General features: G+C 40.0%; 11 protein-coding genes and 1 riboswitch. Of the genes, 8 read left to right on the top strand and 3 right to left on the bottom strand.

The features are described from left to right. The first annotated feature begins 10 nt into the window (after positions 1 to 10). The 3 genes from radA (at position 11) to BLS35_RS22645 (ending at position 3,197) form a co-directional block, all read left to right on the top strand. Positions 11 to 1,387, top strand: coding sequence for a DNA repair protein RadA (gene radA, locus BLS35_RS22655; RefSeq protein WP_090785791.1), 1,377 nt, complete (start codon positions 11 to 13; stop codon positions 1,385 to 1,387). A 317-nt stretch (positions 1,388 to 1,704) separates the two neighbouring features. Further along, complete coding sequence (locus BLS35_RS22650) at positions 1,705 to 2,262, top strand: LemA family protein (protein ID WP_090785789.1); 558 nt, start codon at positions 1,705 to 1,707, stop codon at positions 2,260 to 2,262. Next, positions 2,262 to 3,197 carry a DUF3137 domain-containing protein gene (locus tag BLS35_RS22645; protein WP_090785709.1) on the top strand — a complete coding sequence of 312 codons (936 nt, stop codon included), beginning with the start codon at positions 2,262 to 2,264 and terminating at the stop codon, positions 3,195 to 3,197. Before BLS35_RS22650 ends, BLS35_RS22645 begins: the two co-directional genes overlap by 1 nt. 53 nt (positions 3,198 to 3,250) lie before the next feature. Here BLS35_RS22645 and carB read toward each other — a convergent pair whose 3' ends face one another. Next, complete coding sequence (carB, locus tag BLS35_RS22640; protein ID WP_090785708.1) at positions 3,251 to 6,067, bottom strand: carbamoyl-phosphate synthase large subunit; 2,817 nt, start codon at positions 6,065 to 6,067, stop codon at positions 3,251 to 3,253. Between the two features lie 215 nt (positions 6,068 to 6,282). Further along, complete coding sequence (locus BLS35_RS22635) at positions 6,283 to 6,573, bottom strand: carboxypeptidase-like regulatory domain-containing protein (protein WP_254779059.1); 291 nt, start codon at positions 6,571 to 6,573, stop codon at positions 6,283 to 6,285. A 155-nt stretch (positions 6,574 to 6,728) separates the two neighbouring features. Between BLS35_RS22635 and pnuC the strand changes: the two genes are divergently transcribed. The 5 genes from pnuC (at position 6,729) to BLS35_RS22610 (ending at position 12,563) form a co-directional block, all read left to right on the top strand. Further along, positions 6,729 to 7,343 (top strand): nicotinamide riboside transporter PnuC, encoded by a 615-nt coding sequence (pnuC, locus tag BLS35_RS22630; protein ID WP_090785707.1) that lies wholly within the window; start codon positions 6,729 to 6,731, stop codon positions 7,341 to 7,343. After that, positions 7,327 to 7,857 (top strand): AAA family ATPase, encoded by a 531-nt coding sequence (locus BLS35_RS22625; protein WP_090785706.1) that lies wholly within the window; start codon positions 7,327 to 7,329, stop codon positions 7,855 to 7,857. Before pnuC ends, BLS35_RS22625 begins: the two co-directional genes overlap by 17 nt. A 45-nt stretch (positions 7,858 to 7,902) precedes the next feature. Continuing rightward, a riboswitch (TPP riboswitch) is annotated at positions 7,903 to 8,034 on the top strand. A gap of 77 nt (positions 8,035 to 8,111) precedes the next feature. Beyond that, positions 8,112 to 10,562, top strand: coding sequence for a TonB-dependent receptor (locus tag BLS35_RS22620; protein ID WP_090785705.1), 2,451 nt, complete (start codon positions 8,112 to 8,114; stop codon positions 10,560 to 10,562). Between the two features lie 26 nt (positions 10,563 to 10,588). Further along, the gene (locus BLS35_RS22615) at positions 10,589 to 11,221 is read left to right on the top strand and encodes a thiamine phosphate synthase (protein ID WP_090785704.1); all 633 of its coding nucleotides are present in this window, start codon (positions 10,589 to 10,591) and stop codon (positions 11,219 to 11,221) included. Between the two features lie 67 nt (positions 11,222 to 11,288). After that, a complete protein-coding gene (locus tag BLS35_RS22610) occupies positions 11,289 to 12,563 on the top strand; it encodes an MFS transporter (RefSeq protein WP_090785703.1) in 1,275 nt (424 codons plus the stop codon). Here BLS35_RS22610 and BLS35_RS22605 read toward each other — a convergent pair. After that, entirely contained in the window at positions 12,560 to 14,311 is a 1,752-nt protein-coding gene (locus tag BLS35_RS22605; RefSeq protein ID WP_090785702.1) for an ABC transporter ATP-binding protein, read from the bottom strand. The genes BLS35_RS22610 and BLS35_RS22605 overlap by 4 nt on opposite strands. Positions 14,312 to 14,405 lie beyond the last annotated feature (94 nt).

The raw sequence follows: 14,405 nt of genomic DNA, 5'->3' as shown, positions 1-14,405 counted from the left end.
ATTAAATCAATTGGCTAAAACTAAATCAGCATATTTTTGTCAGAGTTGCGGGTATGAATCTGCAAAATGGCTGGGTAAATGCCCATCCTGCAACGAATGGAATACTTTTGTTGAAGAAGTAATTGAAAAATCAGCAGCTAAGGTTCCTACCTGGAAAAGCAGTTCAGAAACTCAACGTGTGAGTAAGCCGAACAAGGTAGACGATATTCAATCCATAAGTGAAGACCGCACACTTACCGGGGACAAGGAGCTTGACCGGGTTTTAGGTGGTGGACTTGTTGCCGGATCGGTCACTTTAATCGGTGGAGAGCCTGGAATTGGGAAATCTACTTTAATGCTGCAGCTTGCCCTTAATATTTCGGGTAAAAAGATTTTATACGTTTCGGGCGAAGAAAGTGAACAGCAGATTAAAATGCGTGCAGAACGTATTACAGACAAGCCTAAAGCCGATTGCTACATTTTAACGGAAACCTCTACTCAGAATATCTTTAAGCAAATAGAGATCCTTAAACCGGATATCATTATTATAGATTCTATACAGACTCTACATTCTGCACATATAGAATCAACTCCTGGTAGTGTATCGCAAGTAAGAGAATGTACCGCCGAGCTCTTGCGTTTTGCTAAGGAAACAGATACGCCGGTATTTCTTATCGGCCACATTACTAAAGATGGAACGATAGCAGGGCCAAAGATCCTTGAACACATGGTAGACACCGTTTTGCAATTTGAAGGCGACAGGCACCATGTATACCGAATACTACGCTCCATAAAGAACAGATTTGGAGCCGCAGCCGAGCTGGGCATTTATGCCATGCACAGCAGTGGTTTAAGAGAAGTTTCGAACCCTTCGGAGATTTTACTTTCACAGCGCGACGAAGAACTGAGTGGAATAGCCATTTCGGCCACATTAGAAGGCGCCAGGCCGATGTTAATTGAAACCCAAGCGTTGGTAAGCGCTGCAGCCTACGGAACGCCTCAGCGCTCTTCAAATGGCTTTGACACGAAACGAATGAATATGCTGCTTGCTGTTTTGGAAAAAAGGTGCGGTTTTAGACTAAGTACGCGAGATGTTTTTTTAAATATCGCCGGGGGCATTAAAGTGGAAGACCCCGCAATTGATCTCGCCATCCTCGTAGCGATTATCTCTTCACATGAGGACATATTTATTTCATCAAAAATATGTTTTGCGGCCGAAGTTGGGCTATCTGGTGAAATAAGAGCAGTTAATAGAATTGAACAACGTATTTCTGAGGCAGAGAAGCTAGGTTTTGAGCGCATTTTCATTTCCAACTATAATATGAAAGGGCTAATACTTGACCGCTATAAAATTGAGCTCAGCGCAGTAAGTAAAATAGAGGACGTCTTTTCGGCATTATTTGGTTAAAATGGGTAATATTGAGCAATAAACACCCCGCTTTTACACAAAACGCGTATTAATTTGCTCGAATACGAATATCGGCACCAAAAATAAATAATATATATCCATCTGTAAAACAGCAACTTAAGTCAAAACAGAAGCGCTTTTTAATAATGGCCTATTAATTGCCTTTATCTATGCGTTACCATTCATTTATGAATTTTAACAAAACAATAGGGATGATTATCCTCGTTATCGTTAGATAACGAGGATTTTTTTTTGCCTTAGCCCCTTGAGCTAATTATTTGATTTTTTTATATATTTATAAAAACTCAAACGCTGAAATGATAGTAGCCATAATTATCCTCGTTGTAATCGTCCTTATAGGGATCGGTTTCTACAATTCCCTTATCGGAAAGAAAAATCAAGTCAACAATGCCTTCTCGGCAATTGATGTCATGCTGAAAAAACGTTTTGACCTATTACCAAATCTGATCGAAACGGTAAAGCAGTATATGAATTATGAAGAAGGGCTGCTAGGAAAGATCGTCGAATTAAGAAGTAAAGCCTCAACTCCAAATATCAGTAATGAAGAAAGACTAGATATAGACAAGCAGCTGAGCACGAGCATAAAGGGGCTAATGGTTAATGTTGAGAATTATCCAGATTTAAAAGCCAACAATAGCTTTATTAACCTTCAAACTACCTGGACAGAAAGTGAAGAACAAATAGCAGCCGCCAGAAGAACATATAACGCTTCGGTTACTGATTACAACAATGCAATCATGATGTTTCCAGGGAGTATTTTTGCTGGCATGATGAACTATCAGGCCATTAATGTGCTTGCCAATACGGAAGAGGAACGAAAAAATATCAGCGCAAAAGAACTTTTCAATAACTAATGGAAAGTATACTTGCTGAGTTAGAGAACCAACGAAAAGAAGTTTCTGCACTAAAAATAAAAAGCTACTTATGCATTGGCTTTGGCATTTTAGCTGCAGTGGCAGGAATTGCTTCCGGGGTTTTTGCCATAGCCGGGGCTATTATTGGGGCAATAATACTGATTACAGGCTTTGTTTTATTGAGTAAGACCAATGCAAAGTTTTATCAATATCGGCATAGCTTTAAGCAAGGTGTAATTCCACTGGTGCTCAAAACCATAGATGAAAATCTTGAAATGGACTATACCAACGGCTTGTCGGAAAATGAGTTTGTTTATTCCCAACTGTTTAGCAAAGAGCCAGACCGCTACAGGAGCGAAGATCAGATTTCAGGATTAGCTGGAAAAACAACCTTTTCTTTCTCTGAACTTCATGCAGAGTATAAAACCGTTACGCAGACAAAAAATGGCAGGCAAGAACACTGGCACACTATATTGAAAGGCATCGTTTTTTACGCTGATTTTAACAAGAATTTCAATGGTGTAACGGTTGTCAGACCCAAAGACATGGGAGCGGCATTAGGCGCCTGGATATCGAAAGCAATGCCCATATTCAATTCTTCGGACAGAACACCCGTAAAGCTGGAAAACCCTGAATTTGAGCGCGAATTTTCTACCTACTCAACAGATCAGGTAGAAGCCCGATACATTTTGACACCGGCAATGATGGAGCGTTTGTGCGAGCTAAATAAGCGCTGCAGTTATACCATTTCACTGTCCTTTATAGGTTCTTGCGTTTTTATCGCATTCCCACTAAACAAGGACTACTTTGAGCCTCCGGTACATAAAAGTCTACTTACATCAGGTTTCCTAAATGAAGACACCGAAGTAATTCGGTTTATGTATGGCATTATTAAAGACCTGGACTTAAATACAAGAATCTGGACAAAAGTCTAAATTGAGCTTAAATAAAAAAAGTCCCTTGCGGGACTTTCTATTTAACTTCTATTCTATTTAGACAAATACATTGATTTATCTTTAATCAGCTTTCTGAAATAAGGATCTTCAGTATCTTTAATGAATCTGATGGCCTCGCCTGTCGACTTCATTTCCGGGCCTAGCTCTTTAGTTATCTCAGGGAATTTATAGAAAGAGAATACTGGTTCTTTAATTGCATAACCTTCAAGTTTACGCTCAATAGTAAAGTCTTTCAGTTTATTCACACCCAGCATCACTTTAGCGGCAATGTTGATGTAAGGAACATCATAAGCCTTAGCAATGAAAGGAACCGTTCTTGAAGCTCTTGGATTTGCCTCTATCACATATACTTTCTCATCTTTAACTGCAAACTGAATGTTTAACAAACCGATTACATTTAATGCTCTCGCAATCTTTTTAGAGTAAGTCTCCATATCGTTCATTACCTTTTCAGATAAGCTGAATGGAGGTAATACCGCGCTGGAGTCACCAGAATGAATACCTGCTGGCTCAATATGCTCCATCAATCCAATGATATGAACATCTTCACCATCGCAGATGGAGTCAGATTCAGTTTCTTCCGCTCTGTCCAGGAAATGATCGATCAGTACACGGTTACCAGGTAAATCTCCAAGTAATTTTACTACTGCTTTTTCAAGATCCTCATCGTTAATCACAATGCTCATCCCCTGTCCACCCAACACATAGCTTGGTCTAACCAATACTGGATAACCTACTTCATTTGCTACAACGATTGCTTCTTCAGCATTCTCTGCAACCCCATATTTAGGATAAGGGATTTCCAATTCTTTTAAAAGATCAGAGAAACGGCCCCTGTCTTCAGCAACATCCATATCGTTATATGAAGTACCTATGATCTTTATGCCATTCTCCTGCAACTTCTCAGCCATTTTTAAGGCCGTCTGACCGCCCAACTGAACAATTACACCCACTGGGTTCTCCAGTTCGATAATTTCACGTACATGCTCCCAGAACACCGGCTCGAAGTATAATTTATCAGCCATGTTGAAGTCTGTAGATACCGTTTCAGGGTTACAGTTAATCATGATGGCTTCAAAACCACTCTCTTTAGCCGCCAATAAGCCGTGTACACAAGAGTAATCAAACTCTATACCCTGACCGATACGGTTAGGACCAGAGCCCAATACAATTACTTTCTTCTTATCAGAACGGAGAGATTCATTCTCCTCCTCAAAAGTTGAGTAGTAATATGGCGTTTGTGCAGCGAACTCAGCAGCACAGGTATCTACCATCTTATAAACGCGTTTGATTCCCAATGACTTTCTACGTTCGTAAACCTCGTCCTCAGTTACATTTCCAAGCAGGTAAGCGATCTGGATATCAGAGAAACCTTTTTGTTTTAATGTAAAGAAGAAGTCTTTAGGGATATTATTTAAGGAGTAACGTTTCAATTCTACTTCTAACTGAACCAACTCTTGTATTTGTGACAAGAACCATTTGTCGATACGTGTAACTTTACGGATCGATTCAAGCGGCACACCCATAGTCATGGCATCTTTAATCAGGAACAAACGATTCCAACTTGGATGCTCAAGGCCGTGCATAATCTCTTCAATGCTTCTGTTATGTTTACCATCTGCACCTAATCCAGCTCTGCCAATTTCTAAACTCTGACAAGCTTTCTGCAATGCTTCAATAAAAGTACGTCCGATTGCCATTACTTCACCTACAGATTTCATCTGCAGGCCCAGTTCCGTATTTGCACCTTTAAATTTATCGAAGTTCCAGCGAGGAACTTTCACAATCACATAATCAAGTGTAGGCTCAAAATATGCTGATGTAGTTTTTGTAATTTGATTTTCAAGCTCATCCAGGTTATAACCGATAGCTAATTTAGCTGCTATTTTAGCGATTGGATAGCCCGTAGCCTTACTAGCAAGAGCCGATGAACGAGAAACCCTTGGGTTGATCTCAATAGCTATAATCTCATCATTATCGGGATTTACCGAAAACTGTACATTACACCCTCCGGCGAAGTTTCCTATCGCGCGCATCATTTTGATGGCCTGGTTACGCATATCCTGGTAACAACGGTCAGACAATGTCATCGCCGGCGCTACCGTGATTGAATCTCCTGTATGGATACCCATTGGATCGAAGTTTTCAATTGAACAGATAATGATCACATTGTCATTACTATCCCTTAACAACTCCAATTCATATTCTTTCCAGCCTAAAACCGCTTGCTCTACCAAAACCTCATGAGTTGGAGAAGCTTCGAGTCCACGTTGTAAAGCCTGGTCAAATTCTTCTTTCTTGTGCACGAAACCGCCACCATATCCACCCAATGTATAAGAAGGGCGGATTACCAATGGATAACCAATTTCCTGAGCTGCTTCTTTTCCTTCAAGGAAAGAGTTTGCTATTTTTGAAGTAGCTACGCCCACACCTATATCAACCATTAATTGGCGGAAGGCTTCGCGGTTTTCGGTTTTCTCGATTGCAGCGACATCTACACCAATTACCCTAACTCCATATTTTTCCCAAATTCCACGTTCAGAAGCTTCGATACAAAGATTCAGTGCAGTTTGTCCACCCATGGTAGGTAATACCGCATCAATTTTACGCTCTTGCAAAATCTGTTCGATAGAATCTACTGTCAATGGCCACAAGTAAACATGATCACCGATCACCTTGTCGGTCATGATTGTTGCAGGATTGGAGTTGATGATTGAAACTTCAATCCCCTCTTCTTTTAAAGATAAGGCGGCTTGAGATCCCGAATAATCAAATTCGCAAGCTTGACCAATGATAATAGGTCCAGATCCGATAATTAGTACTGAGCGTATGGAGGTGTCTTTAGGCATAAGGCTTTGAAAAGTCTAATGTAAAATATGGTAAAAAATGCAATTTAGGGACTGGAACAGTCGAGAGATTTCCTTTAGATAGGATCTAAAACTCCGACTCTTCTGTCGGGATGCAAAGATACAGTTTTACGCATTAAAAATCAGCTATTTTTTAAAAAAGCATCATAAATAAACCAGGAGGTCCAAATCCCCCCTTAATAACCTGTTAAAGCTTATTATTGCTTTAGTTTAATCAGGCCAACATCAGTAGTTATACTATCTATTACGGGCACGTTTACGATGGACGTATCTTTGTACGGAGCATTCGCTTTTACCTGAATGGTGTAAGTGCCCACTTTAACTATCGGAAAAGCGAAATTTCCATTGCTAACTGCAGACCTTAAAGTATCTGTCCCCAATACCGCTAACACCTGCGATGCGGCATCTGCCGGAGCAATCCGCCCTTGAATCTTACCTTCCTTTATATAAGTAAAAGCCAGCAAACCAATCCCTAGTCCTATTATCATTAAAAAACTAAATCTTTTCATCATCATATTCCTTAGTAGCCGTTTATTTATTAACGCTAAATTACATACAAATAGTTCATTCTTATTGTTTCAAATAAATCTAGTATCCCCTATGCGAGATTTTTTTATGTAAATACGTTTAGTACTTTTGGGCGATGATTGAATTACTCAAGGATAGCTTCACTCAACTTTTTCTTCAAACAGGTACATTAGAGTGGTTTGGTGTATTTACCGGAATCTTGTGTGTATGGCTTGCGGCCAAGAATAATATCTACAGCTGGCCAATTGCCATCATTAGTGTGGTTATTTATATTTTTATATTTTTCGAATCAAAACTATATGCAGACATGGGTCTGCAGTTTTACTTCTTTATCATGAACATTTATGGATGGTATTATTGGAGTAAAAACCGAAACAATCCAGAAGCATCGAGACCTGTTGCAAATATCACCCAAAAAGAAATCCTGATTTCCATCGTCAGCATCATCATTTTCACCTTCTTATTAGGGCAATTCCTTTATAAAAACACCGACGCAGCATTGCCTTATATCGATAGTTTTTGCACTGCTTGCAGCTTAGTGGCACAGATTTTCCTGGCCAGAAAAGTTATGCAAAACTGGTTGATATGGATTTTTGTTGATATCATTTACGTAGGGATGTACATTTCAAAAGACCTATATGCAACCGCGGTGATGTACGCACTGTATGTTTATATTGCATCTGTTGGTTATTTAGATTGGAGAAAGATTTACCGTGAACAAGCAAATTAAAAGAATAGCTATTGTTGGGCCCGAGAGCACTGGCAAGTCTACCATAACAGCACAACTGGCATTGCACTACAATACCCTATGGGTACCCGAATATGCCCGATATTATTGCGCCGCTTTAACCGCTCCATGCAATTTGCAGGATGAAATCAATATGTTTCACGGACAGGTGGCGCTTGAGGAATCTATAACCGCTATTGCTCAAAAAGACCTGATTTTCTGCGATACCACCTTCTTAACCGTGAAAATATGGAGTGATGAGGTATTTGGAGAAACACCGGAAATAGTATTAAATGCCCTACCCAATTACCATTACGACCTGTATCTATTAATGGATATCGATTTGCCTTGGCAGGAAGACCCATTACGTGATTTCCCGGATAAGCGCGAATACTTTATGCAGGTTTGGCACAACGAACTCCAGGCCTTAACCGCAAACTACACCGTTATTAACGGAACGGAAAACAGACTGGACAACGCGATTGCTGCTGTAGACCGCTTTTTATTTGATCACTAACAAAATCCCCTTTCTTGGTATTGACAAAATAAGCGAGTACCTTTGTCTCATCAAAAGGGGGTGCCTTGTTTTGTAAAAAACACAAAAACAGGCTGAGAGCATACCCATTATATCTGTACGCAGATATATGCACCTGATCCGGATAATGCCGGCGTAGGGATTGGAGTTATGGAGTTTAACTGGGCTGTAAGTACCCCTTACTTGCAGTGGTTTAACTAAAAAATCAAAAATTGAAAACATTAAAGATTGCTGTAATGGCGATGTTGTTGCTGCCGGTTCTGGCAAAAGCGCAATTCAGTATTTCGGGGACCGTATCCGAAAAATCAAACAAAACACTATCTGGAGCATCTGTAAGGCTTAAAAATAAGGCTACTGGAATGACTACTGACGGAGAAGGAAAATACCGATTCAACAATCTAAAAGCAGGAAATTATATCCTTAGTACCAGCTATATTGGTTACCAAACGATAGAGAAAAGCATAAAATTGAGTAGCGACGAGGTTGTCGACTTTACCTTAACCTTAAGCACATTTCTGGCCGATGAGGTAATCGTTAGGGCTACCCGAGCCAATGAGAAATCAGCGACAACCTACAAGAATATCGACAAAGCCGAAATTGAGCGGAATAACTTTGGCCAGGATCTTCCCTTTATTTTAAGCAACACACCTGGCGTTGTAGTTACTTCGGATGCTGGTGCTGGTGTTGGTTATACCGGAATTAGGATCCGGGGAAGTGATGCGAGTCGCGTTAACGTGACCATCAATGGTATTCCCTACAATGACAGCGAGAGTCAGGGGATATTTTGGGTAAACATGCCCGACTTTGCTTCTTCTGTAGATAATATCCAGATTCAGCGTGGTGTAGGTACCTCTACAAATGGTGCTGGTGCATTCGGTGGAAGTTTAAACATACAAACCTCAGCGCCTTCTGAAATTGCCTACGCAGAACTAAACAATACTTTCGGTTCGTTTAATACTTTAAAAAACACCGTTAAGCTTGGTACAGGTTTAATTGATAACAAATGGAGTTTTGACGGCCGCTTGTCCAGGGTGATTTCTGACGGTTTCGTTGACCGTGGCGCTTCCAACCTTAAATCTTACTTCCTATCTGGCGCTTATTATGGTAAAACAGACCTCTTACGTATCAATGTGTTTTCGGGTACAGAAAAAACCTATCAGGCTTGGAATGGCGTTCCTGAAGCTAAATTACGTGGAGACCTTGAAGGCTTAAAACAACATTATGAGAACAATTTAGGCTATCTATACAACACAACTGCAGATTCTCTAAACCTTTTTAATTCAGACAATAGAAAGTACAACCAGTTCCTTTATAAGGATCAGAACGACAACTATGCGCAGAATCATTACCAGGCATTGTACGCTAAGCAATTCAGCGAGAAGCTCTCCTTTAATGGAGCCTTGCACTATACCGATGGTAAAGGCTATTTCGAAGAATACAAAAACGCTCAGAAATTTGCGAAATACGGCCTGCCTGTTGCTAATGTTGGCGGTGTAGATGTCACCAAAACAGACTTAATCCGTCGCCGTTGGTTAGACAATGACTTTTATGGCTTAACCTATGCCTTCAATTACAATCCTCAATCTGATTTAAACTTTACGCTTGGTGGAGCTTATAATCAATACAGAGGCAAGCATTTTGGAGAAATCATCTGGGCACAATATGCTTCAACTTCGACGAACGACTACCACTACTATGATGGCAAAGGCAACAAAAATGACTTTAACAGCTATGCTAAGGTAAATTACAGCCCAGTAACTCAATTAAGCCTGTTTGCCGATCTGCAATACAGAAATGTAAAATACGACATCACCGGGATGGATAAAAACCGCAATCCACTTGATTTCCACAACAACTACAATTTCTTCAATCCTAAATTTGGCGCTACTTATTTCCTAGGTGAACAAAGCAATCTATATGCTTCGTTTAGTGTAGCCAATAAAGAGCCAAACCGCGACGACTTTACCAATCTAAAAATTGGACTACCAGTACCAAAACCTGAACGTTTAAATAATATTGAAGCCGGCTATCGCATTAAAAACAGCGACTTCAGTGCTGGGGTTAATATTTATGGAATGTTTTATAAAGATCAGCTGATTTTTACCGGAGAGGTTAATGATGGTGGTGATCCTTACCGTCAAAATGTAGATAAAAGCTCACGTATGGGTATTGAGCTAGATGCATCTTACATCATCAGCCCTAAATTCGCCATTAATGCCAATGCTGCTTTGAGCAGAAATAAGATTAAAAATTATATTGATTACGTTACGGAATACGATGCTAATTTTGATTTCGTCAAAGTACAAGCAACAAATTATGCTAATCCAGATATTTCATTCTCGCCAAACACAGTGCTTTTCGGCGAATTGGTTTACAAACCATTGGCCGGTTTTGCGGTAGCTTTACAAAGCAAATATGTAAGTAAGCAATACATGGACAATACCCAAAACGAAAACCGTAAATTAAATGCTTATTGGGTAAACAATGCCAGATTAGGTTATGATTTTAGCTTAAAAGGTATTAAAAACATCAATATTGGTTTATTAGCCAATAACATCCTAAACAAAAAATACGAAAGCAACGGCTATACTTACAGCTCGATTTATCCATGGGGAACTGTTACCGAAAACTTTTACTTCCCGCAGGCAGGAACTAATTTCTTACTTTCGCTAAATTTGAAATTTTAAAATACAGAAGGAATACGAATAGATATATGAAAAAGTTCATCGAAAAACTCCAATTTATTACGCACGATATTCATCAGCATAGCCACATTGAACAGGCGCAAATTGCCTGCTCTGCTGGCGCAAAATGGATACAATACCGCTGCTTAACTAAAAATGATGATGAACTTTTAGTAGACATTAATGCTATTGCAGAAATCTGTGACGATTGGGGAGCTACCCTGATCGTTACAGATCATGTACATTTAAACGGCAAAGCCGACATTCAGGGTTTTCATATTGAAGATTTCGATGCTGACTTTGTGAAACTGCGGGAGCAATTGGGCGAAGCGGTAACCATTGGCGGCTCTGCAACAACATTACAAGGCTTAATCAGGCTTGCCGCTGAAGGTGCAGATTACGCAGGTTTTGGGCCATTTTACACCACCACCACCAAACCCAACAACGCTCCTTTATTGGGTGTAGAAGGTTATCAAAACGCCATGACAGAATTAAAAAAACTAAGCATCGACCTACCTGTGCTTGCTGTTGGTGGTGTGACCCTCAACGATATTGATCCTTTAATGAATACCGGAATTTTCGGAATAGCTGTTTCAGCGGCCATAAATCAAGCTGAAGATATGGCCACTGCCTATCTCGATTTTTATGACCAAATCATGTAAATACTTTTTTAAATAAATGTATGTTATTGCAAGTTCAAGGCATACATTTGTTTAAAACAATTTTCTGTTGGAAGACCATATACCTATAGAGAAACCCGATCCTTTCGCAGCCTTGCGTTACAGAGAATACCGTTTTTATCTCGGTATGCGTTTCTTTTTCACTTTTGCTTATCAAATGCAGGCCGTAATTATCGGCTTTCACATCTATCACCTTACCAAAGATCCACTTGCACTTGGATTAATTGGGCTCTGCGAAGCCATTCCAGCCATTGGCGTTGCCCTATATGGTGGATATATTGCCGATAAATCTGAAAAAAGAGGACTACTCCTTAAAATATTCACAGGTGTACTTTTATGCTCTCTGGTGATGATGGTGGTCACCACTAAGCAAATGCATGCCTATATCCCTACCAGTTATATTGTACCAATAATGTATTGTATGATATTCGGGATTGGTATAGCTCGTGGCTTTTTTAGCCCAACCTCTTTCTCAATCATGGCATCCATTGTTCCTAAAAAACTATATCCAAATTCGAGTACATGGAATAGCTCCAGCTGGCAAATGGCCTCTATTTTAGGACCAGCTACTGGTGGATTAATTTATGGCTTTTATGGCATTACCACCACATACATTATCATCATTACATTTATAGTCATTGCATTAGCCTGCATTTTCTTTTTAAATCAGCATAAGCCGACCTATATACCTAAAGAAAGCATTGTAAAGAGCCTTACTGAGGGTGTGCAATTTGTGTTTAAAAACAAAATGATGTTATGGGCAATGAGCCTGGATCTATTTTCCGTGTTTTTTGGCGGCGCTGTGGCCCTATTACCGGTATTTGCTAACGACATCCTTAAAGTTGGCCCAGAGGGCCTCGGATATATGCGTGCGGCAGCATCAATGGGTGCTGTGATTACCATGCTGGCAATGACCCGCTTTTCACCCATGAATAGACCATGGCGAAATCTACTGATTGCAGTTACCGGATTTGGAACCAGCATCATCTGCTACGGCCTATCCAAAAACTTCTACCTTACCCTTATGTTCCTGTTTATGGAAGGTGCATTCGACAGCGTAAGCGTCATCATCCGATCTACCATTATGCAACTCCTTACCCCAGATGAAATGCGGGGACGTGTATCTGCCGTTAACAGTATGTTTATTGGTTCATCCAATGAAATCGGGGCCTTCGAATCGGGATTAACTGCAAAACTGATGCGTACGGTACCCGCAGTAGTATTTGGCGGCAGCATGACCATCTTCATTGCAGGCATTACCTATTTAAAAACAAAAGGCTTAATAAAATTAAGCCTCAATGAAATAAACGAAGAAAAGGTTTAAGCCGTTACATGGCGTTCACCAATCTGTTGTCTCCACATGGCATAATATAAGCCATTTAGCAGCAGCAAATCTTCGTGTCTACCTTGTTCAATAATGTGCCCCTTTTCGAGTACAAAAATTCGATCAGCATGTTTAATTGTCGATAACCTGTGTGCGATTAATATCGTTATGTGATTGGTCTGCACAGAAATATCACGAATCGTAGCTGTGATATCTTCTTCTGTCAATGAATCCAAAGAAGATGTAGCTTCATCAAACACCAAAATATCTGGTTTACGTAGCAATGCTCTGGCTATTGATAAACGCTGTTTCTCACCACCTGATACTTTTACGCCACCTTCACCGATTACCGTATCCAAACCATTATCAGCCCTGGCTAATAAGTTATGGCAAGCAGCCTGTTGCAATACCCGCATACACTCTTCATCAGTAGCACCTGGTCTTACAAACTGCAGGTTTTCTCTAATCGTTCCCGAAAACAATTGCGTATCCTGAGTTACAAAACCAATTTTCTCCCTCAATAAATCAAGATCGATCAACTTACTCGAGGTATTATTGTAAAGAACATCCCCTTCAATAGGCTGATAAAGTCCAACCAACAACTTCACCAATGTCGTCTTTCCCGAACCAGAAGGACCCACAAAAGCAATTGTCTCCCCATTGTGGGTACTAAAACTGATGTCTGTTAAGGCATTGAATTTACCAGTCAGGTGTTTGAAATTGACATTTTCAAAAGCCAACTTAGTAATCTTATCAAGCCTAACCGGATTTAAAGGCTTTTGATCTATCGGCATACTTAAAATCCTTTTAAAGTTGCCCAGAGAAACTTCCGCTTCCCGCCATGAAAGGATCACATTTCCAAGTTCCTGCAGTGGACCAAAAAGGAAGAAAGAGTAAAATAAGAAAGAAAAATATTGCCCAGGAGAGATGGTATTTTCAAAAATAAGGATCAGTAAGACCACAACCATACAGCTCCGTACAAAATTTACCGTTGTACCTTGTACAAAACTCATACTACGCACAAACTTTACCTTTCTAAGCTCGAGGCCTAATATTTTATAGGTGGTTTTATTTAAACGTTCTATTTCCTGACTAGCTAAACCTAAACTTTTAACCAGTTCAATATTTCTTAACGATTCTGTAGTAGAACCTGCCAGAGCGGTTGTTTCAGCTACAATACTCTTTTGTATGGTTTTAATTTTCCTGCTTAAAAACCAGCTCACAAAGCTGATGATGGGTATGGCAGAGAAATAGATCAACGTTACTTTATAACTCACCGTAACGGAGTAAACGATTACAAAAACCATCCCGATCAAGCTGACAAACAAAATGCTGATAAATGAGGTGATGAACTTTTCCGAATCCTGACGCACCTTCTGTAATATTCCCAGGGTCTCTCCGCTACGTTGATCCTCAAATACCTGGTAAGGTAGCTCCAACGAATGTTTTAAGCCATCAGCGTACATTTGCGCCCCTACTTTCTGAACAATAATGCTGGTAAAGTAATCCTGAAAGTTCTTTGCAATTCTGGACACCATAGCGGCACCAACACCTAAACCAACCAATCCAAGTACTCCCCAAACGAATTCGCTACGCTCCAAAACGTCTTTCTTTTCGATAAAGCGATCCACAATTCTACCTGTAATGTATGGGTCCAATAAAGAGAATCCTATATTAATAGCAGCCAGCACAAGGGCTAAAACCACTATCCATTTATAGTTCTTTAAATATTCAATCAGTAAATTCATTGATCAGAGTTTTGTTTTGAGGGGTCAAAAATAAAGAAAGGGAATGAAGCATTATCCTCATTCCCTTTAATTTACAAGCAGATTATAATCCGAC

This window comes from Pedobacter sp. ok626 (genome assembly GCF_900100435.1).
In the GTDB taxonomy this organism is placed as follows: domain Bacteria; phylum Bacteroidota; class Bacteroidia; order Sphingobacteriales; family Sphingobacteriaceae; genus Pedobacter.
The sequence above is the reverse complement of the archived record's forward strand: the minus strand, read 5'-3'. Positions and strand labels throughout refer to the sequence as shown.